Genomic DNA, 20,788 nt, shown 5'->3' with positions numbered 1-20,788 from the left:
TCTTCTGCTCATCATTACCTCAGCGCCTTAATGCGCGGGTCCGCCACGCGATACAGAAGATCGGCCAGTAAATTTCCCGCAATCAGCATCAAAGAAGAAAGCAGGATAATGGCCATGATCAGCGGGTAGTCCAGGGAGGTGATGGACTGGATCCCCAGCAGCCCCATCCCCGGCCAGGAAAAGACGCTTTCCGTGACGTAAGCCCCCACGATCAGCTCGCCAAAGGAAAGACCAAACAGCGTAATCACCGGCAGCAGCACGTTCTTCAGCACGTGACGGAACAGAATGGCACTGCGGGTCGCACCGTAGGCGAGCTGGGTTTGCACGTAGTCGGCGGACAGCTGGCTAATGGTATTAGATCGGATATAGCGCACGTAGCTGGAAAGGTTGTAAAAGGTCAGTGCAATACAGGGCAGAATGCCGTGGCGCACAACATCAAGCCACGAATCTTCCATGCCAATCGTTCTCATCCCCATGCTGGGCAGCCAGTTTAGCTGCACCGAAAACACGGTAATCAGCAGGATGCCAAACCAGAAAATCGGTACCGAAATACCCACGTAGGCAAAGAGATTCAACACGTGATCCAGCCAGCGGTGTTTAAACGCGCCGGCCAGCAGCCCAAGGGGGATCGCCAGCACAATCGCCAACAGCAGTGACGCGCCCATCAGGCCAAGCGTGGCCGGAATGCGTTCGGCAATCATGGTCAGCACCGGACGGTGATAAATCAGCGAGTAGCCCAGGTCGCCCTGCAGCAGATTTTTCAACCACAGCAAATACTGCACCGGCAGCGGTTTATCCAGGCCCATACTTTGACGAATACGTTCGATATCATCCGGGCTCATGCGCGGCGTGATATACGCCTGAACAGGGTCGCCCGGAGCAAGCTTTACCAGTAAAAAAGAGACCAGCGAGATAAAAAGCAGCATCGGGAACAGCTGCAGCAAACGCCGGAAAAGAAGGTTATTCATATTTTTACCGCCCCCGCCCTGCCGCCGCGCCGTAAGAGCACGCCAGGGCGAGGGTCATTCCCTGTTATTGTTGATAAATCTTCGACAGATCCTGGAACATATAAACAGGCTTAGGCTCCGCCTCTTTTGTGCCGCCAAAACGTTTATCCACCGCCACGACCGCGTTGGTGTAGGCAACAGGATACCAGGCCATATCGTTGGCTACGGTTTGCTGAATTTGTTTGTAGATGGCCGCACGCTTAACGGCATCCGTTTCGGTAGCCCCCTGCTCCCACAGCGCATCAAACGCCGGGTTCTTATAGTGTGCGTAGTTATAGGCTTCGTTGCTCATGTACAGCGACTTATAGCCGTCCGGCTCTGACCCCATGATGTATCCGCCCAGGCTTAGCTCCCAGGCCGTATTCTTCATGTCCTGGCTACGCTGTGACATCGCGTTAGCGTCCAGGGCCAGCAGCTCTACGTTGATGCCAATCGCCTTGAGCTGCTGCTGAATATAAAGCCCCATACTTTCCTGGGTTTTATTGCTGTTGATGTACGCCAGGCGCAGCTTCAGGCCGTCCGGCTGCCCGGAGGCTTTAAGCAGCGCTTTGGCTTTTTCAATATCGAACTTGTACTGCTCAACGTCGCTGGTCTGGTAGAGGGTATCCGGGGTCAGGATAGAAGCCGCAGGCCTGGCGTAGTCGAGTGAGGTAAATGCCGTTTGTACCAGATCGTCTTTATTCAGGGCGTAAGCAATGGCCTGGCGAAGATCCTTGCTTTTCATGCTGTCGACGTTCTGGTTGAAGGTCATATAGGCCAGACGGCCTTCCGGATAGATAACAAAATCAAACTTGCCGGTGGCCTTCAGGCGAGAGACGTCCTGCGGGTCAACCATCTTAAGGTTGATTTCACCGTTCTGTAGCGCAAGGTTGGCCGAGTTCGCATCCTTCGCAAAGCGATAAGTGACCGAGTCCAGCTTCGGTTTGCCGTTCCAGTAGTCGTCAAAACGCGTCAGGGCGTAGTACTGCCCGGCGCGGTACTCTTTAAATTTGAACGGACCGGATCCGACAGGTGCCTCGTTGCGGGCGCTCTTTTCGAGATCGCCTTTTTCACTGTCGAAGATATGCTGCGGGATCGGGAAGATTTGCACCAGCGTACCGGCAAAGGCGGCGCTCACCTGCGGCAGGGTAAATTTCACCGTCAGCGGATCCACCTTGCTCACGCTAAGAGGCTTGTTGCCATAGACAAACATGCTGCGGAAGAAGCTGTGTTGTTTTTCATCCAGCAGCTTATTAAAGGTGAACACCACGTCATCGGCGGTAATGGCCTGGCCGTCCTGCCATTTCAGGCCGGGCTTCAGCTTCAGCGTCCAGGAGAGATTATCCGCAGACGGCGTCAGGCTTTCCGCCAGGCCCCACTCGATTTTGTCCCCGTTGTAGCTGTATAAAGGCGAATAAAGCGCCTGCATAATCGTTAACGTAGTACGGTCGCTGGCATACAGCGGGTTCATGGCCAACGGATCGCCGGACGTGATGCCGATAATCAGGCTGCCGCCCTGCTTTGCTTCTTTTGCCGGGGCAGGTGCGGCCGCGGTTTCTTTTTTGGCGTCATCACAGCCGCTTAATGCCAGGGCCAGCGCGGCGACCAGCACCGACAATACCAGAGGTTTACGCATTGCTTCAGAAACTCCTTGCTTAATAAGAGCCCGCATAGTGCGACACTCACTATCGCTTGTAAATGTGCCTAAAAAGCATAAGCTTAGCCAAATTTTGACTATCCGCATGTCGCCTGAGCGCAACGCCTGAAGGGAATATTATTTAACCGGCACGCGTCACATAATTTTCGTCACCTCACCGCGTACAGGCGTAAAAAAAGCAGCCATCTGGCTGCTTTATCACTTCATTCGTTTCAGCTTCCGCTGCCGCTCAGGCGGAACATCGCCACCACATCGTGCAGATGGTGCGCCTGTTTCTCCAGCTCGCCGGAGGACAGCACCGACTTCTGCACCAGATTAACGTTCTGCTGCGTTACGCTGTCCATCTCTCGCACGGCCACGCCCACCTGCCCGATCCCCTGGCTTTGTTCAACCGATGCGCTGGCAATCTCGCCCATAATATCGTTGACCTGCTTCACGGCCTTGAGGATCTCATCCATCGCTTCCCCGGCCTTTTTCACCTGCTGCGAGCCGGTGTGAATATTGCTGACCGACTCATTCAGCAACGTTTCAATCTCTTTTGCCGCCCCGGCGCTGCGGCTGGCCAGATTACGCACTTCGCTGGCAACGACCGCAAACCCTTTGCCCTGCTCCCCCGCTCTTGCCGCCTCGACCGCCGCGTTCAGCGCCAGGATGTTGGTCTGGAACGCAATGCTGTTAATCACCGTGGTGATATCAACGATTTTATTCGCGCTGCTGGCAATAACATCCATTGTCTTCACCACCTGCTTCACCGATGCCCCACCGTTCACCGCCGTGTTGGTGGCGTTCTGCGCGAGATGGCTGGCGTGGTTCGCGTTGTCGGCATTGAGCTTCACCGTACTGTTCAACTGCTCCATGCTGGCGCTGGTCTGTTCCAGCGCGGCGGCCTGTTGCTCGGAACGGGATGACAGGTCGGTATTTACCCCGGAAACCTCGGTGGCACTGGTGCGAATCGCATCGGCGCTGTCCCGAATGCGGCTCACCGCTTTTTCCCAGTTATCCTGCATTTGTTGAATAGGCGGCACCATCAGGCCAATGCAGTTACGACCCAAATCCGGCAGCGCCGTGGCCAGTTCGCCCCGCGCCAGGACATGCATGTGATTACGGATTGTATTGACCGGCTTCACCAGGCAAAACCACAGGTAGCGTTCGGTAAAAAGGGTAATCGCAATACTAATAGCGATTGAAAGCATCAACATCAGCTGGGCCATGTTAATCCATGCCAGCTGGTCCGGGCTCAGCGCGAGCTGCTGCTTGAGGTTGTGTAAAAGCCAAAGCGTCGCGCCCGCGACGCTTATCCAGGCTAACGTCGAAAAGACTTGTATCAGCACCACCATCGCGCGGATTTTTATATTGCGAATCACATTCATCTGTCTGGTTCCCCGGTCAAAAATAAAATGCACCTCCTGTGCGGCTTTAGCGGCGCGCGTCCTGATTTATTCCCTCGTATACCTGCATAAGTGAAATTAAATCGCGCCGTAGCGCTATTGTCGGCACGTTTCAGCAAAACTTGACGCGTATTTGATCAAAAAATCGCCGCGCATTTTGTGGGGAATTTACGTTAGGTGAAATGTTTTTATGCCGTAATTTGAATTAAGGATTATTTAAAATTCGAAATTTATAGAATCCGTTACCCACAGCAGTGAACCGACTTTTCTGGCCGCCCCGCGTGCTACCATAAAAGCGGTTAAGCATGAGGTATTAATAAAGATGAAGCGCATTTATCTGGCCGTTGCCGCCCTGTTCCTGGGTGGATGCACCGTAAGCAAAACGCCCGTCCCGCTCAACGCTAACGAGCCAGCCGGCGTTGTTCGTCTCGCCTATAACCTGCCGCCGCTTCAGACGGCCAAAGTGGACAAGTTCCTCGCACAGTCAACCGCCTCGCGCCAGTGCCAGCAGTGGGGCTATGCCAGCGCGCTCCCTTACGGCAGCGACGTCAAAACCTGTACGACCTACAGCGGCACCCTTTGCCTGAATACCCAGGTTGTGCTGGAGTACCAGTGCCGTGGCGTGAGCGGTCCACAGTATGCGGGCGTCACCAGTAACTGGTAATTCCTGAAAATTTCTCTATTTTTAGTGACATCCAGCCAAAGAGAATCCTGACGCCAATGTAACCCTTCCTGACGATAACTTTCTCGCGCTGCCGTTTTCAAAAACGGCGGCTTGACGCTGTTTATTCATCAGGAACTTACCATGATTCTTTTGCTGCTACGCGCCCTGCGCCAGCACCGCTGGTTCACGCTACTCGGGCTTGCGCTGCTGTTTTCATCGATTGGCAACGGCCTGACCTACGTTCTGGTCTTCAGCCAACTTTTAAACAGCCATGCCACGCCCGCCTGGCTTTCTCTCGCCTACGTGCTCGCCCTCGCTCCCGGCTTACCCGCCAGCTTCTTTGGCGTGTGGTTATTAAGACGATGGCCGGCGTTTTCCGTACTTATTCTCGGCGAGGCACTGGGCCTCGCAGGCCTGATCCTACCGGGCATTGCGCTACTCGTTGACCACCCGGTAATGCTGCTGTTAAGCCAGGCCGCGGCGGCGTTTAGCACAGGTATGACGGTGCCGGTGCTCAGCCAGCTCTTCAAACAAGGATTATCCAAAACACTGATGCCCGCTGCCGCCGGAATTGAAACGCTGGTATTCGCCGCCAACGTGATTTTCGGCGTTGGCATAGGCACGCTGCTGTACGGCCATATCAGCCTTTGGCTTATGCTATTGATGGATGCGCTCAGCTTCACCCTCGCGACCGGTTTGCTATGGCGAGCTGCCGTCTCGTTTACCACGCAGAGTGACGAGGAACAGGAGTCCGCTCAAGACGAAAGGTTTAGCTGGCGCGGACTGCCGCCAGGGCAAAAACGCAGCCTGCTGTTGCTGCCCAGCCTGGCGCTCGTTGGGGCTCCGGTGATGGCGTTGCTCCCGGCACTTGCGCCCGCATTGCCTGGCGATAACACCGACAACGGGCTCATTCTGCTGTTTGCCCGCAGCGTTGGGCAGCTCTTAGCGCCGCTGGTTCTCAGCGAGAAACAGGTGCGTTACCGCGCCAGCGCCACGTTACCCCTGATGCTGGCGCTCTTACTTTTCACGCTTTGTTATTTCACCGTCGCTGTGTCAGGCAGCCTGTGGATTGCCGTGCCGCTTATCGTTATCGCCCACCTGTTCAGCAACTGGTTCTATCTGGTGGCAACGCTTAACGTGATGGACAGCTTTCCCCCCGGCCAGGTTGGCGCGGCAATGGCCTCCAGCTGGCGCCTGCAGCTGGGTCTTACGCTCGTCGTCCCGCTAGTCACCGGGATGATTGCAGATCGCTTCCCCGCGCAGTGGGTGCTGCTCGGGAGCGGCATCACCGGGATTATTCTTGCCCTGTTGATGCTCGGTGACTTGCGAAAAACACCAAATTGTAATTTGATAGCGCGGCGGAATCATTCCGCACTTAATTTTAATAATGATGATGACAGTAAGACAGGTGGATAATGGCATTTTATAAAGCAACACTTGCAGGGGCATTAGCCCTGGTGCTGGCGGGCTGTGTGGCCCCGGCAAAAACGACCACGGCGGTTACGGCCCCGGCTAAGCAGTGCCAGGTCGGCGACGCAATGACGCAAACCACGCTCTATTTCGGCATTAGCCGCCCATCCGGCGCGATAATTACCGCGAACGAGTGGCGTAGCTTTGTGGATAAAGACGTCACCCCACGCTTCCGCGAAGGGCTGACTGAGTATGACGCCAAAGGCCAGTGGCTGAATGCGAAAGGCGAAGTGACGCACGAACCGAGCAAGGCGATTATGCTGATCCGCGGCAGCGATGCTGAGAGCAGTAAGAAGGTTGACGAGCTGCGTGCTATCTATAAAACCCGCTTTGCGCAGGAATCTGTGATGCGCGTTGACCAGCCGGTCTGTGCCGCATTCTGATCGTTCTTCGTTAAACAAACGGCGGTTTCCCCGCCGTTTTATTTTACAGTACCAGGCCGGCAAACGCCGCCGACAGCAGGCTGACCAGCGTCGCGCCGTAAACCAGGCGAAGGCCAAAGCGAGAAACCACGTTCCCCTGCTTTTCATTCAGCCCTTTAATGGCGCCGGCCACAATCCCGATTGAAGCAAAGTTAGCAAACGACACCAGGAAGACGGACAGGATCCCGAGGCCACGCGGCGACAGCGTTGCCATGATCTTTTGCAGCTCAATCATCGCCACAAATTCGTTAGCCACAAGCTTGGTTGCCATAATTCCGGCCGCCTTCAGCGCATCCGCCTGAGGAATACCCACCAGCCAGGCAAACGGATAGAACACGTAGCCAAGAATTTGCTGGAAGCTCATGCCAAAGACCGTGGCAAACAGCGCGTTAACGGCGCTGATAAGCGCAATAAAACCAATCAGCATCGCCAGAATAATCATCGCTACCTTGAAACCCGCGAGGATGTACTCCCCCAGCATCTCGAAGAAGCTCTGCGACTCGTGCATCTTCTCAAGCTTAATTTCTGGCTCAGCGCCCGGACGAGTCGGGTTGATGATAGACAGGATAATAAAGGCGCTGAACATATTCAGAATCAGCGCAGCCACCACGTACTTCGGCTCCAGCATCGTCATGTAGGCCCCGACGATCGACAGCGAAACGGTGGACATTGCCGTGGCGGCCATAGTGAACAGGCGGCGAGAACTCAGGTCGCCCAGCACGCCCTTGTAGGCAATGAAGTTTTCTGACTGGCCCAGAATCAACGAGCTGACGGCGTTAAACGACTCCAGCTTGCCCATGCCGTTCACTTTTGAAAGCAGCGTGCCGACGATGCGAATAATAACAGGCAGAATGCGGAAGTGCTGAAGAATCCCGATCAGCGCAGAGATAAAGATTATCGGGCACAGCACGCCGAGGAAGATAAAGGCCAGCCCGGCTTTGCTCATTCCGCCGAAGACGAAATCACTGCCCTGTCCGGCAAAGGTCAGAAGGTGGCCAAAGAAACCGGACACGCCGTTAATCACCCACAGCCCGCTGTCGGAGTGCAGGAAGAAGAAAGCCAGCAGGCCTTCAATAACGATAAGTTGTAACAAATAGCGGACACGGATGGTTTTACGATCGAAGCTCACCAGCCAGGCCAGCCCCATGATGACAACAAGTGCGAGAAGAAAATGAAGAATATTCATGTGCAGTCTAGTTTTGAAAGAAACGTATTTAGCCACACCTCCTGCGCCAGGTAAATGGCGGGCATAAGAATATTTAGCCATAAGTTTTTCCAATGACAACATACGCTTATTCTTAGCATGGTTATCATTTCGAGCGCACAATATGACGGATGTATTACGCATTATGCAGGCGTTAAATAAAGAAACGGAACAAGAGTAATTCTCATTATTAATTCATAATGTCACAAATAAAATAATAGTAACAACCATTCTCATTACACTAATATAATTAACATTTTCTTTGCATTCGGGAAAATAAATAATTAAAGTAGCGCCATATTAACGCCCCCACAAATTATGGAGCCTGTGATGCTGAAGACGGAAATGATTGAAAAACTTAACGAGCAGATGAACCTTGAACTCTACTCCTCCCTGCTCTATCAGCAGATGAGCGCCTGGTGCAGCTATCACAGCTTTGAAGGGGCCGCCGCCTTCCTGCGCCGCCATGCTCAGGAAGAGATGGAGCATATGCAGCGTCTGTTTGCTTATTTAAATGATACCGGGAGCATGCCGCGTATTAACGCCATTCAGTCCCCGTATTTAGAATATGCTTCGCTGGATGAATTATTTAAAGCCACCTACGAGCACGAGCAGTTAATTACTCGTCAGATTAATGAGCTGGCCCACTCCGCAATGATTTCTCAGGATTATCCAACCTTTAATTTCCTGCAGTGGTATGTTGCCGAGCAGCATGAAGAAGAAAAACTGTTTAAATCCGTGCTGGATAAACTCAGCCTGGTGGGTAAAAGCGGCGAAGGTCTGTACTTCGTTGATAAAGAGCTGGCAACCCTGGACACTCAGGCTTAATTGCTCTTAGTCAGCAGGCCTTACGGCCTGCTGATTCTATTTTAGTGCAGCGAAGCCCCATCGCGCTGGCTGTGCCAGTAGCCATAAAGCGCAAGCGCTGCAGGTTTAATTGCCTCGATGCTTGCCAGAAACGCTTCCGGCGTCAGGTTCTCAAACTGCTCTTCATTCTCTATAAGCCCGTGCAGCGCAATGGCATCCAGCTCAGGCTGAAGCTCAGCGGGCAGCGCAGGCCAGCTTTCCAGTGAAACACCGCGCATATAGCCGTAGCACCACTCTTCAACAATCGTAATTTCACGGTTGTCTACTTCGCTGGTGCCAAACAGCGGCTCAAACTGCCCAGGATATTCTGCCAGACGCTCCGCAATGTCATTCATGTGCTGGAACACGAGGACGTTAAAGCGGGTAAGTTCTTCTTTGGACTCCCACTCAGGCTCAACATCACCGCCCCATACGGCCCGCAGCACGGTGGCAGGCTCGATCGTTTTAGGGCCAGAAAGGACTGCCGTGAGCAACCCATCCAGTTCGGCCACGTCAATCACCGAATGCGCGGTGCCGTACTTCAGCAGCACATCATCAAGCCAAATAATTTCGTCTTCGTTCAGCGGTCCCTGGGTCATCTGTGGGCTCCTCATTTCGCGGTTTTAAAAAATGTAGCGCATTGTACCCGTTCCTTGCCCGAAAGGTTATGTTCCATTACGTCGGCGTCAGGCATTCCATCAGTAAACAGCGGGTTTTATCACAGAGTTGAGGGCTGTGCTGTAGCGCCGGCCACACGCTGCTATGGTCTGAATCAGGCACCGTCAACAAGGCATGTTTCCCCTGGCCCGAGGCTGAGTCATAAAGCCGCGGCGGGATCTCTGCCGGAATCACCCGATCTTCAGCGGCGGCAATCACCAGGACATTACCGCTAAATTCAGACACAAGCTGCCACGCATCGCTTTCTTCCCAGCTGCGCGGCTGACGAATGATGGTGGAAAATTCAGGCCCAAAATTTACTCGATACGCCGCAGGATGATACACGCCGGGCACCATCAAGATCAGCGCATGCAGAGGAACAAACTTGCTGAGATGCAGCGCGTTGTAAGCGCCCATACTCACGCCCATGCAAGCGGTGAGCTGAGAACCCAAACGATCGGCTATTGCTCTGGCCTGCTCTGTACGGCTAATCAGTGAGGAATGAGACAGCTCGCCGCCGGTTTCCCCATGACCGATGCAGTCAAACGCCGTGCTGCCAAAGCCCAGCTCCGCCATCAGATGCCGGTATTTCAAGCCGGCCTCACGGTCTTTTGAGCCACCGTGGATCATCAACACGTGGCCATTACTGCCGTATATGCTGTCGGCCTGGAGCCTGTGGCCCTGAAAATCAACGTCAAAAGCGTGGCGGGAGGTGGTGTTCATGGCTGCCTGATGGAGTGCTAATGAATGGCTTAGCATGGCATTTTTTAAGGGAAACGGACAAAAAACAAAGGGATTAATTTCAGGCAGGCAAATCGCAGGCAATAAAAAACCACCCGAAGGTGGTTTACACGACACTGCTTATCATTGATTTTATTCTTTTTATTCCCATGGTACCCGGAGCGGGACTTGAACCCGCACAGCCATAAGCCGAGGGATTTTAAATCCCTTGTGTCTACCGATTTCACCATCCGGGCTCGGGAAGAAATTGGAGGCGCGTTCCGGAGTCGAACCGGACTAGACGGATTTGCAATCCGCTACATAACCGCTTTGCTAACGCGCCAAAATCTTTTGCCTTTTCAGGCGGTAACAGAAAACTCTATTACCTGAATCTGGAGCGGGAAACGAGACTCGAACTCGCGACCCCGACCTTGGCAAGGTCGTGCTCTACCAACTGAGCTATTCCCGCATTTTGTACAAGTGACCGTTGGTGGCCGTTAAGCTAATCACTTGATTTTATTATCTTCCGGCTAGCCATGCTGCCTTTCGATGCGTTGCATTCTACTTACCTGACGCAATGAGTCAATGAAATTTTCTAACACCACGAATCGTTTGCTGAATTTTGCGCCGGATAGATCACGGTTCGAGCAAATCGCCGCGTGCCGCAGCAAGATACTGGAACATTGACCAGAAGGTCAGAACCGCAGCCACGAAGAAAAGCGCGATGCCGGTGTATTCGATCCACATGTTCGGCCGCCACAGCATCCCGATCAACGCCAGCATCTGTGCCATGGTTTTGGTTTTGCCAATCCAGGACACCGCCACGCGGCTGCGCTTGCCAATTTCCGCCATCCATTCGCGCAGTGCGGAAATAATAATTTCACGAGCGATCATCGTTGCCGCAGGCAGGGTCACCCACCAGGCATGGTAGTGTTCCGCCACCAGTACTAAAGCCACGACCACCATCACCTTATCAGCAACCGGGTCAAGGAATGCGCCAAAGCGCGTGCTCTGGTTCCAGCGACGCGCCAGGAAACCGTCAAACCAGTCGGTGATAGCCGCCAGCCAGAAGATGAACGCGCAAAGGAACGGGCCCCAATTGAACGGCAGATAAAACGCCAGCACAAAGAACGGGATAAGGATGACACGAAACAGCGTGAGCAGTGTTGGGATATTGAATCGCATAGTGCCAGTTAACTATCTGTCATAAGTGGAAATTGTCTCTATGTTGCTACAGAGCCCTTAATGTTTCAACGAGTAGTAGATCTTTTCTGCCAATGCCTGCGAGATGCCCGGCACTTTTGCGATCTCCTCGATAGAGGCATTGATTAACGGTTGCAATCCGCCCATATACTTCAGCAACATCTGGCGGCGTTTAGGTCCGATCCCTTCGATGGTTTCCAACGAGCTGGTACTTTTCACCTTAGCGCGTTTTTTACGGTGCCCGGAAATCGCATGATCGTGTGAATCATCACGGATGTGCTGGATCACATGCAGTGCCGGAGAATCCGGCGGCAAAGAGAACCCCTCACCTTCCGGTTCGAAGAACAGCGTTTCCAGCCCTGCTTTACGGTCGCTGCCTTTTGCCACGCCAAGCAATAAAGGATGGTGTTTGTCCCAGGGCACGTCCAGCCCGGCAAATACGGACTTCGCCTGCCCCAGCTGCCCCTTCCCGCCGTCTATCAGGATAACGTCGGGTATTTTGCTTTCTTCTATGGCCTTGCCGTAGCGACGACGCAGCACCTGGTTCATGGCGGCATAATCATCGCCCGGCGTAATGCCGGTAATATTATAGCGGCGATATTCAGACCGCAGCGGACCGTTGCTGTCAAAAACAACGCAGGAAGCGACAGTTTGCTCCCCCATCGTATGGCTGATATCAAAACACTCCATCCGCTTCACTTCCGGAAGTTTTAGCACCTCAGCCAGCGCTTTCAGGCGCTGATGGATAGTGGACTGTTGGGAAAGCCTGGTTACCAGTGCCGTTGCCGCGTTGGTACGCGCAAGCTTCAGGTAACGCGCCCGGTCACCGCGAGGTTTGGTTTGCACGTTCACCTTGCGGCCCGCCAGCTCGCTCAACGACTCCGCCAGCAGGGATTTATCCGCCAGCGCAAAATCAAGCAGAATTTCAGAAGGCAGCGTGCGCATCTGGCTGCCCTGCAGATAAAACTGGCCGACAAACGTCTCGACAACTTCGCTCAGCTCGGTACCGGCTGGCACCTTAGGGAAGTAGCTACGGCTGCCAAGCACTTTGCCCTGGCGAATAAACAGCACGTGAACGCAGGCCATCCCCGCATCAAACGATACGCCAATAACGTCGAGATCGTCGCCGGTATTGGAAACAAACTGTTTCTCGGTAATGCGCCTTACCGCCTGAATCTGATCGCGGATCCTGGCGGCCTCTTCAAACTCAAGATTTTTGCTCGCCTCTTCCATACGGCCGATAAGCTGCGTCAGCACCTGATCGTCCTTCCCGGCTAAAAACAGACGGACATAATCCACCTGACGAGCATAGTCATCTTCCGTTACCAGACCTGCAACGCAGGGACCGAGACAGCGTCCGATTTGATACTGGAGACAAGGCCGGGAGCGGTTGCGATAAACGCTGTTCTCGCACTGACGAATCGGGAAAACCTTTTGCAGCAGCGCCAGCGTTTCGCGCACGGCATAGCCGTTAGGAAACGGGCCGAAGTATTCACCCTTCGCATGCTTCGCGCCGCGGTGCATGGCCAGCCGCGGGTGGCTGTCCGCGCTCAGGAAGATAAAAGGATAGGATTTATCGTCACGCAGCAGCACGTTGTAGCGAGGCTGATAGAGCTTGATGTAGTTGTGCTCTAACAGCAGGGCTTCGGTTTCGGTGTGGGTCACCGTGACGTCGATGTGGTGAATCAACGCCACCAGCGCCTCGGTTTTGCGGCTCGCGAGGTTTGTACGGAAGTAGCTGGAAAGGCGTTTTTTCAGGTCTTTGGCTTTGCCGACGTAGATAACGGTGCTGCCGGCATCGTACATGCGATAGACGCCGGGCTTGCTGGTTACCGTCTTGAGAAAAGCCCGGGAATCGAAAGTGTCACTCACTACTGATTAACGTCTCCGCGTTGAATAACCCATGGCGGATAGCCAGGTGTGTCAGCTCAACGTCGCCGCTGATATTCAGTTTACTAAACATCCGATAGCGGTAGCTGTTCACCGTTTTAGGGCTGAGATTAAGCTGCTCAGAGATCTCATTGACCTTCTGGCCTTTGGTGATCATCAGCATAATCTGTAATTCACGCTCAGACAAACTGGCGAAGGGGGATTCCGCCTCGGGCTCTATCTGGCTTAAGGCCATCTGCTGGGCAATGTCGGAGGCGATGTAACGCTGGCCCGCATTGACGGAGCGAATCGCGTTAACCACGTCCTGAGGCGCCGCGCCTTTGCTCAGGTAACCTGCCGCGCCGGCCTGCATCACTTTCGCAGGCAGCGGATTCTCGGTATGGATAGTCAACATGATAACTTTGATATCTGAAGAGTAACGGGCAATCTTACGGGTGGCTTCCAGGCCGCCGATCCCCGGCATATTCATATCCATTAACACGACATCGACCGGGTTGCTGCGGCACCATTTAATGGCATCCTCACCGCAGTTCGCTTCACCCGAGACTTTGATGCCTTTAATCTCTTCCAGAATGCGTCGTATCCCTGCGCGCACCAGTTCGTGGTCATCAACAAGAAGAACGTTGATCAAAGGGCTATTCTCCAGAAAGGGATAACGCTGCTGATAGCTAATTGGTCATATATTAACGTTTTTCTGGCAACATTAAAATCCAAATTGCAGTGAGCACGTTGTGCTACCTTAAAAGGAGAATATATCTTTACTTTCGGGAGCGTTTCTGCGGCACACATCAACTTTCTAAAATCCAGCGGCTCGCTATTATTCTCTGATTAAAAAACAGCTAATTACCAGAGTGAGATCATTATCGAGAATGAAAATCGTATTCTCTCGATTTATTTAACGTTAGTTAAACGAGAACGAAACAAATTGTTTTTACTCCCCTCACCCACCGCCACGAATAACCTCTGCGCGTATTGTTTATTACCGTAAACATTCGCACGCCTTTCCACGGCTGAACATGAATAATTTTTTCAAAGCTTATGGTATACTCCGCCGCCTTATGAATATCACGGTGCATAATGGCAAGCATTCGTACTAACTAAGCATTGAGGAAAGTAAATGAGCACTCCTGATTTTTCCACCGCCGACAACACCAGCGAACTGGCACAAGAAGTCACCTGTCTGAAAACGCTGTTAACCCTGATGCTGCAGGCTATGGGCCAGGCTGATGCGGGCCGAGTTATCCTGAAAATGGAAAAACAGATCGCTCAATTGGAAGACCAGGCTCAGGCTGAAGTATTCGGTAATACCGTTCAGCAAATTAAACAGGCTTACCGTCAATAAGCCGGGGCGGCTGGCAGAATCTGGGTTCTCCAGCCGTCAGGACCTGCGCTGCAGGCTCAAATAATTCCCATCGCTGCGGCGTAACACGCTATCTGCGTCTTGTTTGGCGCGTTGAATTTCTTCTGCATATTCTTCTGGTGGAAGTTCACCGTATTCTCAGAAATTGACAGAATAATCGCGATTTCTGCCGACGTTTTCCCCTCACCCGTCCACTGCAAAATCTCCCGTTCACGCCTGCTGAACTTCATATCCAGTATTTCAACCGACGGATCGTCAAGCCTCGTTAGCGTCGCCATGCTCAGTTCTGCAATGTAGCCAAGCCGCAGCCCCAGTTCGTCTTCAGGCAAAACATCCGGGCGTACGTTTGAGCGCGAAACGGAGAGAAAACCAGCCGTGCGGTTAGGCGACATCACGCAGTGAGTCCTGCCTGTCGCCAGGCCGTGGTCGCGCGCGGCGTCCCAAAGCTCACGAGACTCGGCAAACAAGGCGTCGCTCCAGATTATTTCCCCACGCATGAAATTAGACTGTTTCAATACCGGATCAATAGCAAAATAGTTTTCAGTCACATACCACTCTAACCATTTTTGTGGATAAGAACTCTGCAAGGATAATTTAGGCCGTGTAAATGGCACCGGGTGCCGAACGCACAGCGAAAAATAATCAAACTCCAGGCGCTGAGTTTGTTGTTGAACTAAAGTTTGTAATTCGCTGGCCTGGGTAATTGACAGGAAAAGTTCGAGTGCTTCCCGTCGCCAGCTAAAAAAGTCACGTTCCAGCATTATATCTGGCGTTTCTCCCGGCGCTAAAAAGTATTTCATTAATAGAATGTAATAAGCTAACACATTTATTAAAGCAATTAATGTGATTTATTGTCATTCAGGCACAATTATTCGGTTTTTACATATGTCAGGAAAAATTTACTGGAGCTCTGTATGGTTAAATCCTCGTTTTCCTCCCTCCTGGCCGCAATGAGTCAGGAACAGGGGCTGGGCATCCCTTCCAGCCCGGTCGTTGTGAGCGGCGAAGGTGCACTCATATCCTGTTTTCCTGTTACCGAACTCGCCGCCGCCAGTATCGCTACCGCAGGAATCGCGCTCAAAGCGCTGCTCTCTCGCCCGAATGCCTCTCTTTCTATAGACCAGAGACTTGCCTCGTACTGGTTTTCCGCCAGCCACTTTCCCGTTAACCGCGCTCCGGCAGCATTATGGGATGAATTTGCCGGGGATTACGCCACGGCGGACGGCTGGGTGCGGCTACACACCAACGCGGCGCACCACAGGCAGGCAATGGAACGCGTGCTGGGCGTCAGTAAAAATAAAGCCACACTCGCGCAGCAGGTCGCTCACTGGGGAAAAACCGAGCTTGAAGAGGCGATAGTGGCTGCAGGCGGATGCGCCGCCGCGATGCTGACCCACGACGAATGGCTCAAACACCCGCACGGGAAAACCGTTTCAGCAGAGCCGTTATTCTGGCAGGAGTACCACGCTGAGGCCTCCCGCCCCGAACTGACTTTGCCACCTGCTCGCCCGCTGGCCGGCATTCAGGTCCTGGATCTCACCCGCATTATTGCCGGGCCGGTCGGCACACGTTTTTTAGCCGGCCTGGGCGCGAAGGTACTGCGCCTCGACCCGCCGGAATGGGAAGAGCCCACGCTTGTCGAGGAAGTCACGCCTGGGAAAAGATGCGCGAGGCTCGACCTCAAGTCCTCCGGGGGACGGGAGCAGTTCAAAGCCCTGCTTGGCGAAGCGGATGTCCTGGTGCACGGCTACCGAGCGGACGCGCTGGAATCGCTGGGCTTTGACGCCGAAACCGTGCAGGCAATCTCGCCGGGGCTGGTAGACGTTTCGCTCAACGCCTGGGGGTGGCGCGGCCCCTGGCGGAACCGAAGAGGCTTCGACAGCCTGGTGCAAATGTCCAGCGGCATTGCCGGGGCAGGACAGCGTTGGAAAAAAACAGAGCGCCCTCACCCGCTGCCCGTTCAGGCCCTGGATCACGCCACGGGCTATCTCATTGCTGCGGCGGTGCTTAAAGGCTTAAAGGTACGGCATGAACAGCATCGGGGATATAGCGCCCGCCTGTCCCTCGCCCGCACGGCCGCGTTATTGATGTCGCAGCAGGCAGGTGACCATCCCGCGCTTGCGGCAATCAATACGCATGATTTCCAGCCGCTGATCGAGTGGTCCGAGTTTGGGATGGGCAACCGGTTGAAGTTCCCCCTTATGCTGGCGGGCACGCCGGTTATCTGGGCCACACCACCGGCGGCGCTCGGCTCGGCGAAAGCCGCCTGGTGGTGATGTAGCGAAAAAAAAACGGTTTATTGGGTCAAAAACTTATCCAGGAACTGGCGAGTACGAGGCTGCTGCGGGTTGGCAAAAAGCGTTTTGGCCGGCCCCTGCTCCACGATTTTACCCTGGTCCATAAAAATGGCGCGGTCGGCCACGTCGCGGGCAAAGCTCATTTCGTGGGTCACAATGACCATCGTACGCTTCTCTTCCGCCAGCTGGCGGATGGTGTTCAGCACTTCCCCCACCAGCTCAGGATCCAGCGCCGACGTGGGTTCATCAAACAGAATAACCTCCGGGCGCATTGCCAGCGCCCGGGCAATCGCCACACGCTGCTGCTGCCCGCCGGACAGACGACGTGGATAGCTGGTTTCTTTCCCGCTGAGCCCCACCTTCACCAGCAGCTCTCGCGCCCGGGCAATGGCTTCTTCTTTCGGCTCACCCTTAACGATGACCGGGCCTTCAATAATGTTTTCCAGCACCGTGCGGTGTGGAAACAGATTGAAGTTCTGGAACACGAAGCCTACCTGCTGACGCAGTTGGCGAATCTTCTCTTTCTGCTTCGCCAGCGGCTGCCCGGCATCGATCGTGATGTCGCCCACCTGAATGAGGCCGCTTTCCGGCTCTTCAAGCAGATTGATGCTGCGCAACAGCGTTGTTTTTCCCGAGCCGCTGGGGCCAATTATCGCCACCACTTCACCCGGCTTGACGTCGAGATCGATGCCGTGCAGCACCGTCTGACCGTGGAATTTTTTCACCAGTTTTTTTACGTCGATGGCGCTCATTTCGGCTCCCTGTCCTGGCGATTAAGCTGATTTTCGAAATAGTTCTGCAGCGCGGAGAGCACCGTCGCCATCACCCAGTACACCAGGGAGGCGGCGAGATACATGGTAAAGACTTCCAGCGTGCGCGAGGTAATCAGCTGCGCCTGGCGGAACAGCTCGGGCACCTGAATCGTCGCCGCCAGGGAGGTATCTTTCACCAGGCTGATAAAGCTGTTGCCCAGCGGAGGTAATGCCACGCGGGCGGACTGTGGCAGAATCGCGCGCCGCAGCGTTTGCCAGCGCGTCATGCCGATACTGGCCGCCGCTTCCCACTGCCCTTTATCAATGGACGAAATGGCCGCACGCAGCGTTTCGGAGGCATACGCCGCGGTATTGAGCGACAGGCCGATCATCGCTGAGGGGATCGGGTCCAGCTCGATGCCAAACTGCGGCAGCCCGTAATAAATCATAAAGAGCTGGGCGATAAGCGGCGTGCCGCGAAATATTGAGACATAGAAACGCGACAGTAGCGAAAACGGTAAAAACGCCGACAGGCGCATCAGCGCCAGCATAAAACCGAGGATCAGGCCGAAGAACATTCCGCCGATACTCAGCTGCAGCGTAAAGACCGCCCCTTTAAGCAGATACGGTGCTGAGTCCAGCACCAGTTGCAAACTTTCTTGCATGGTAATTCCCGATTATCAAATCCTGGCCTGCGCCCATTGCTTACAGGTGCGGATGGTAGGCAAATAGCGCGGGTGCTCCGCCGGTGTGAATAAAGGCGATTGGCCCCTGATCTTTGAATCTCTTTTGTGCCACGCCGTCGATAAGCCCGGCCATCGCTTTGCCGGTATAAACCGGGTCCAGCAAAATACCCTCGAGCCTGGCCAGCAGTTTTACCGCTTCCATGCCTTCTTCATTCGGCGTGCCGTAGCCCGGCGCGAAGTAGTCATCCCACAGGATGATATCGCTTGCGGCGCTCACTTCCAGAGAGTGCGCCACGGCCTGCTGCAACGCGACGACCTTTGGCTTTTGCTGCGCCACGGTTCTGGAAACGGTAACGCCAATCAGCTCAACGTCGGGCATAAGCTGCTCAAGGCCAACCGCCAGGCCTGCGTGCGTGCCCGCGCTGCCGGATGCGACCACCACGGATGACAGATTCACCGCACCTTCACACTGCTGGGCGATTTCCAGCGCGCTTTCGACATAGCCTAATGCGCCAAGCGCGTTAGAGCCGCCCACCGGAATAACATAAGGCCGGAACCCCTGAGCTTCCAGGCGCGTAGCCACCGCTTCAAGCTGCTTGTCCGGGGCGTTCAGCGCCTCGCACATTTCGACTTCAACATTAAACAGATCGAGCAGCAGGCGGTTACCGTTGGTCAGGTAGTTTTCCGCGCGGGTCCCGATTGGGTTCTCGAGCAGCGCCACGCAGTGCAGCCCAAGCTTCGCCGCCACCGCCGCCGTCTGGCGAACGTGGTTGGACTGGATAGCCCCGGCGGTAACCAGCGTATCGGCGCCTTCGCGCAGCGCGTCGGCCGCCAGAAACTCCAGCTTGCGCAGCTTGTTGCCGCCCATCGCCATCGGCGTCACGTCATCACGTTTAATATAGATTTCACGGCCAAGATAGTCAGAAAAGCGTGGCAAATACTCCAGCGGCGTCGGCGCGCCAATAAATTCAAGACGTGGAAAACGCGTTAAGTGATGCAGTGACATAGGGCCTCCTGAGCCGAGATCGATATCCAGTTTCATTATGCACCAGAGTGGCGGCTTCCCTCTCTACGATAAATAAAAAAAGGTGCTGAAATCAGCACCTTTTTCACCGTGATAGAGCGTTATTTGGTTACGTCCGCGCCAAACCACTTGTCGGAAAGCTTCGCCAGAGAACCGTCTTTCTGCATCCCGGCGATAGCCGCGTCGATGGCCTGCAGCAGATCCTCGTTGCCTTTACGCACGGCAACGCCAGCTTCCTGACGGGAGAACGCATCGCCCGCTACCGCCAGCGTGTCTTTCGTTTTCTTCACCAGATCCAGCGCGGCCAGACGATCGACCAGGATCGCATCAATACGGCCCACGCGCAGATCCTGATATTTGGTTGGGTCATCGTCATAGGTACGAATATCTACGCCCGGCACGTTTTCGCGCAGCCACTGCTCGTAGTTAGTCCCGAGACCCACGCCCACTTTTTTGCCCTTCAGATCGGCCGCGGTTTTAATGCTGCCTTCGTTGCCTTTTTTCACCAGCGCCTGAATACCGGAGATGGTGTAAGGGGTAGAGAAGTCGTATTTTTTCTTACGTTCGTCGGAGATGGTGACCTGGTTTATCACCACGTCGATACGTTTAGAGTCTAAAGAAGCCAGCATGCCGTCCCACTTGGTCGGCTTCAGCGCCGCTTTGACGCCAAGATGCTGGGCCAGCTGCTCGGCAAATTCAACTTCAAAGCCGGTCAGCTTGCCGTCATCTCCCTGGAAGCTGAACGGAGGATAGGTTCCTTCCAGCCCAACCAGCAGCGTGCCGCGCTCTTTCACTTTATTAAGAAGATTTTCAGCCGCGAAGGTTTTGACGCTCGCACCGGCCACCAGCGCTACGGCCAGCACGCCCATCAGCGCCTGGCGTCCCATCATTGTTAGTTTCATGTTTACCCCGAATATTTACATTTTTTGTAGTGTAGCGGGCAGGTCCGGAATATATCAAAACCAGTCCGCTACAACTTATGCAAATTTAGTATATATCGGAGGTTGCGCTAATTTCCTGACGCGGGATCGCATGTCCCTGCACCTGGAATTGCCAATATTTTCTTAGCGCAATGCGGTAATTGTTGGTGCTGGTGCGGGGCAGCCAGGCGTCCAGCGTCTCATCCAGCAGGCCCTGCAGCGAGCCGGGAAGCGGAACTTTATGCTCGCTCAGATGGTTACCAAGCCGGCGCAGACGAACCACATATTCGCGAATCGTCCCGTGGCTCATTTCGGTCTGCTCAAACAGATACTGTTTGAAGCCAATAATATCGAAGTAGTTGTTTTGTTCTTTGCAGTGCAAATCACCGCAAAAACGACACAGCGCCATCCACTCTTTCTGCTCGATAAGCCAGGTGGCTTCATCAATAAGCGTATCAAGCTGAGCGATGGTGGCCTTATTGATAATGACCCCGCTGCGCGTGAGCGTGATGCGGTCGAGCAGCTTACTGCAATGGGCACAATGTGTCTGGGTGTGTTTGAAATCTTTGAGATAGCGGCTTAATGGCCGTCTTTTTGACTGCTGCACCGTCATGATAATTCCCAGGTCGTCAGATAATTGTG

Annotated in this window: 21 protein-coding genes and 3 tRNA genes; 6 read left to right on the top strand and 18 right to left on the bottom strand. The window is 54.2% G+C overall.

Features of this window, described 5'->3' with window-relative positions; translation table 11 throughout:
* Nucleotides 1-14: 14 nt before the first annotated feature.
* The 3 genes from JT31_RS20950 to JT31_RS20940 form a co-directional block, all read right to left on the bottom strand.
* Nucleotides 15-968 (bottom strand): ABC transporter permease, encoded by a 954-nt coding sequence (locus JT31_RS20950; RefSeq protein ID WP_038481711.1) that lies wholly within the window; start codon nt 966-968, stop codon nt 15-17.
* Nucleotides 969-1,032: 64 nt separating this feature from the next.
* On the bottom strand, nt 1,033-2,622 hold the full coding sequence (locus JT31_RS20945) for an ABC transporter substrate-binding protein (protein ID WP_038481708.1): 1,590 nt from the start codon (nt 2,620-2,622) through the stop codon (nt 1,033-1,035).
* A 233-nt stretch (nt 2,623-2,855) separates the two neighbouring features.
* Nucleotides 2,856-4,013: a methyl-accepting chemotaxis protein gene (locus tag JT31_RS20940; protein WP_038481705.1), complete on the bottom strand. Its 1,158-nt coding sequence runs from the start codon at nt 4,011-4,013 to the stop codon at nt 2,856-2,858.
* Between the two features lie 340 nt (nt 4,014-4,353).
* Between JT31_RS20940 and yecR the strand changes: the two genes are divergently transcribed.
* The 3 genes from yecR (at nt 4,354) to JT31_RS20925 (ending at nt 6,548) form a co-directional block, all read left to right on the top strand.
* Nucleotides 4,354-4,695 (top strand): YecR family lipoprotein, encoded by a 342-nt coding sequence (gene yecR / locus JT31_RS20935; RefSeq protein WP_038481702.1) that lies wholly within the window; start codon nt 4,354-4,356, stop codon nt 4,693-4,695.
* A gap of 141 nt (nt 4,696-4,836) precedes the next feature.
* A complete protein-coding gene (locus tag JT31_RS20930) occupies nt 4,837-6,111 on the top strand; it encodes an MFS transporter (protein ID WP_038481700.1) in 1,275 nt (424 codons plus the stop codon).
* Complete coding sequence (locus tag JT31_RS20925; RefSeq protein ID WP_038481697.1) at nt 6,111-6,548, top strand: DUF3574 domain-containing protein; 438 nt, start codon at nt 6,111-6,113, stop codon at nt 6,546-6,548. The genes JT31_RS20930 and JT31_RS20925 overlap by 1 nt, the downstream gene beginning before the upstream one ends.
* Nucleotides 6,549-6,591: 43 nt before the next feature.
* Here JT31_RS20925 and JT31_RS20920 read toward each other — a convergent pair whose 3' ends face one another.
* Nucleotides 6,592-7,773, bottom strand: coding sequence for a NupC/NupG family nucleoside CNT transporter (locus JT31_RS20920; protein WP_038483415.1), 1,182 nt, complete (start codon nt 7,771-7,773; stop codon nt 6,592-6,594).
* A 348-nt stretch (nt 7,774-8,121) separates the two neighbouring features.
* Here JT31_RS20920 and ftnA point away from each other — a divergent pair, with 348 nt between their 5' ends.
* On the top strand, nt 8,122-8,619 hold the full coding sequence (gene ftnA, locus JT31_RS20915; RefSeq protein WP_038481694.1) for a non-heme ferritin: 498 nt from the start codon (nt 8,122-8,124) through the stop codon (nt 8,617-8,619).
* Nucleotides 8,620-8,660: 41 nt separating this feature from the next.
* Here the strand turns inward: ftnA and JT31_RS20910 are convergent, their stop codons facing one another.
* The 8 genes from JT31_RS20910 to uvrY all read right to left on the bottom strand — a co-directional run bounded on the left by JT31_RS20910 (nt 8,661) and on the right by uvrY (nt 13,738).
* Nucleotides 8,661-9,236, bottom strand: a complete 576-nt coding sequence (locus JT31_RS20910; protein WP_052049034.1) for a UPF0149 family protein — start codon at nt 9,234-9,236, stop codon at nt 8,661-8,663.
* Nucleotides 9,237-9,312: 76 nt separating this feature from the next.
* Nucleotides 9,313-10,017, bottom strand: coding sequence for an alpha/beta hydrolase (locus JT31_RS20905; RefSeq protein WP_052049033.1), 705 nt, complete (start codon nt 10,015-10,017; stop codon nt 9,313-9,315).
* A gap of 168 nt (nt 10,018-10,185) precedes the next feature.
* Nucleotides 10,186-10,271: transfer RNA gene (locus JT31_RS20900), tRNA-Leu, on the bottom strand.
* A 12-nt stretch (nt 10,272-10,283) separates the two neighbouring features.
* A tRNA-Cys gene (locus JT31_RS20895) sits at nt 10,284-10,357 on the bottom strand.
* 50 nt (nt 10,358-10,407) lie between these two features.
* Nucleotides 10,408-10,483, bottom strand: a tRNA-Gly gene (locus tag JT31_RS20890).
* A 167-nt stretch (nt 10,484-10,650) separates the two neighbouring features.
* On the bottom strand, nt 10,651-11,199 hold the full coding sequence (gene pgsA, locus JT31_RS20885) for a CDP-diacylglycerol--glycerol-3-phosphate 3-phosphatidyltransferase (RefSeq protein ID WP_038481692.1): 549 nt from the start codon (nt 11,197-11,199) through the stop codon (nt 10,651-10,653).
* Nucleotides 11,200-11,256: 57 nt separating this feature from the next.
* Complete coding sequence (gene uvrC / locus JT31_RS20880) at nt 11,257-13,089, bottom strand: excinuclease ABC subunit UvrC (protein WP_038481689.1); 1,833 nt, start codon at nt 13,087-13,089, stop codon at nt 11,257-11,259.
* Entirely contained in the window at nt 13,082-13,738 is a 657-nt protein-coding gene (gene uvrY, locus JT31_RS20875; protein WP_038481686.1) for a UvrY/SirA/GacA family response regulator transcription factor, read from the bottom strand. Before uvrY ends, uvrC begins: the two co-directional genes overlap by 8 nt.
* A gap of 486 nt (nt 13,739-14,224) precedes the next feature.
* Between uvrY and JT31_RS20870 the strand changes: the two genes are divergently transcribed.
* Nucleotides 14,225-14,449, top strand: a complete 225-nt coding sequence (locus tag JT31_RS20870) for a DUF2594 family protein (RefSeq protein ID WP_038481683.1) — start codon at nt 14,225-14,227, stop codon at nt 14,447-14,449.
* A gap of 56 nt (nt 14,450-14,505) precedes the next feature.
* Here JT31_RS20870 and sdiA read toward each other — a convergent pair whose 3' ends face one another.
* Complete coding sequence (gene sdiA / locus JT31_RS20865) at nt 14,506-15,228, bottom strand: transcriptional regulator SdiA (RefSeq protein ID WP_038481680.1); 723 nt, start codon at nt 15,226-15,228, stop codon at nt 14,506-14,508.
* Between the two features lie 153 nt (nt 15,229-15,381).
* Here sdiA and JT31_RS20860 point away from each other — a divergent pair, with 153 nt between their 5' ends.
* Nucleotides 15,382-16,743: a CoA transferase gene (locus JT31_RS20860; protein WP_038481677.1), complete on the top strand. Its 1,362-nt coding sequence runs from the start codon at nt 15,382-15,384 to the stop codon at nt 16,741-16,743.
* 20 nt (nt 16,744-16,763) lie between these two features.
* On the opposite strand, the gene tcyN is transcribed toward JT31_RS20860, so the two are convergent.
* The 5 genes from tcyN to fliZ form a co-directional block, all read right to left on the bottom strand.
* On the bottom strand, nt 16,764-17,516 hold the full coding sequence (tcyN, locus tag JT31_RS20855; RefSeq protein ID WP_038481674.1) for an L-cystine ABC transporter ATP-binding protein TcyN: 753 nt from the start codon (nt 17,514-17,516) through the stop codon (nt 16,764-16,766).
* Entirely contained in the window at nt 17,513-18,181 is a 669-nt protein-coding gene (gene tcyL / locus JT31_RS20850; protein ID WP_038481671.1) for a cystine ABC transporter permease, read from the bottom strand. The genes tcyN and tcyL overlap by 4 nt, the downstream gene beginning before the upstream one ends.
* Before the next feature lie 40 nt (nt 18,182-18,221).
* Nucleotides 18,222-19,208, bottom strand: a complete 987-nt coding sequence (gene dcyD / locus JT31_RS20845; protein WP_038481668.1) for a D-cysteine desulfhydrase — start codon at nt 19,206-19,208, stop codon at nt 18,222-18,224.
* 119 nt (nt 19,209-19,327) lie between these two features.
* Nucleotides 19,328-20,128, bottom strand: a complete 801-nt coding sequence (gene tcyJ / locus JT31_RS20840; RefSeq protein WP_038481665.1) for a cystine ABC transporter substrate-binding protein — start codon at nt 20,126-20,128, stop codon at nt 19,328-19,330.
* An 85-nt stretch (nt 20,129-20,213) separates the two neighbouring features.
* A complete protein-coding gene (gene fliZ / locus JT31_RS20835) occupies nt 20,214-20,759 on the bottom strand; it encodes a flagella biosynthesis regulatory protein FliZ (protein ID WP_038481662.1) in 546 nt (181 codons plus the stop codon).
* Nucleotides 20,760-20,788: the final 29 nt, after the last annotated feature.

It is taken from the genome of Cedecea neteri (genome assembly GCF_000757825.1).
Lineage (GTDB): Bacteria > Pseudomonadota > Gammaproteobacteria > Enterobacterales > Enterobacteriaceae > Cedecea > Cedecea selenatireducens.
The sequence above is the reverse complement of the archived record's forward strand: the minus strand, read 5'-3'. Positions and strand labels throughout refer to the sequence as shown.

What these genes read in the sequence shown, in the direction of transcription:
- JT31_RS20950 (WP_038481711.1), bottom strand. Translation starts at nt 968, where the DNA reads ATGAATAACCTTCTTTTCCGGCGTTTGCTGCAGCTGTTCCCGATGCTG.
- JT31_RS20945 (WP_038481708.1), bottom strand. Translation starts at nt 2,622, where the DNA reads ATGCGTAAACCTCTGGTATTGTCGGTGCTGGTCGCCGCGCTGGCCCTG.
- JT31_RS20940 (WP_038481705.1), bottom strand. Translation starts at nt 4,013, where the DNA reads ATGAATGTGATTCGCAATATAAAAATCCGCGCGATGGTGGTGCTGATA.
- yecR (WP_038481702.1), top strand. Translation starts at nt 4,354, where the DNA reads ATGAAGCGCATTTATCTGGCCGTTGCCGCCCTGTTCCTGGGTGGATGC.
- JT31_RS20930 (WP_038481700.1), top strand. Translation starts at nt 4,837, where the DNA reads ATGATTCTTTTGCTGCTACGCGCCCTGCGCCAGCACCGCTGGTTCACG.
- JT31_RS20925 (WP_038481697.1), top strand. Translation starts at nt 6,111, where the DNA reads ATGGCATTTTATAAAGCAACACTTGCAGGGGCATTAGCCCTGGTGCTG.
- JT31_RS20920 (WP_038483415.1), bottom strand. Translation starts at nt 7,773, where the DNA reads ATGAATATTCTTCATTTTCTTCTCGCACTTGTTGTCATCATGGGGCTG.
- ftnA (WP_038481694.1), top strand. Translation starts at nt 8,122, where the DNA reads ATGCTGAAGACGGAAATGATTGAAAAACTTAACGAGCAGATGAACCTT.
- JT31_RS20910 (WP_052049034.1), bottom strand. Translation starts at nt 9,236, where the DNA reads ATGACCCAGGGACCGCTGAACGAAGACGAAATTATTTGGCTTGATGAT.
- JT31_RS20905 (WP_052049033.1), bottom strand. Translation starts at nt 10,017, where the DNA reads ATGAACACCACCTCCCGCCACGCTTTTGACGTTGATTTTCAGGGCCAC.
- pgsA (WP_038481692.1), bottom strand. Translation starts at nt 11,199, where the DNA reads ATGCGATTCAATATCCCAACACTGCTCACGCTGTTTCGTGTCATCCTT.
- JT31_RS20870 (WP_038481683.1), top strand. Translation starts at nt 14,225, where the DNA reads ATGAGCACTCCTGATTTTTCCACCGCCGACAACACCAGCGAACTGGCA.
- sdiA (WP_038481680.1), bottom strand. Translation starts at nt 15,228, where the DNA reads ATGCTGGAACGTGACTTTTTTAGCTGGCGACGGGAAGCACTCGAACTT.
- JT31_RS20860 (WP_038481677.1), top strand. Translation starts at nt 15,382, where the DNA reads ATGGTTAAATCCTCGTTTTCCTCCCTCCTGGCCGCAATGAGTCAGGAA.
- tcyN (WP_038481674.1), bottom strand. Translation starts at nt 17,516, where the DNA reads ATGAGCGCCATCGACGTAAAAAAACTGGTGAAAAAATTCCACGGTCAG.
- tcyL (WP_038481671.1), bottom strand. Translation starts at nt 18,181, where the DNA reads ATGCAAGAAAGTTTGCAACTGGTGCTGGACTCAGCACCGTATCTGCTT.
- dcyD (WP_038481668.1), bottom strand. Translation starts at nt 19,208, where the DNA reads ATGTCACTGCATCACTTAACGCGTTTTCCACGTCTTGAATTTATTGGC.
- tcyJ (WP_038481665.1), bottom strand. Translation starts at nt 20,128, where the DNA reads ATGAAACTAACAATGATGGGACGCCAGGCGCTGATGGGCGTGCTGGCC.
- fliZ (WP_038481662.1), bottom strand. Translation starts at nt 20,759, where the DNA reads ATGACGGTGCAGCAGTCAAAAAGACGGCCATTAAGCCGCTATCTCAAA.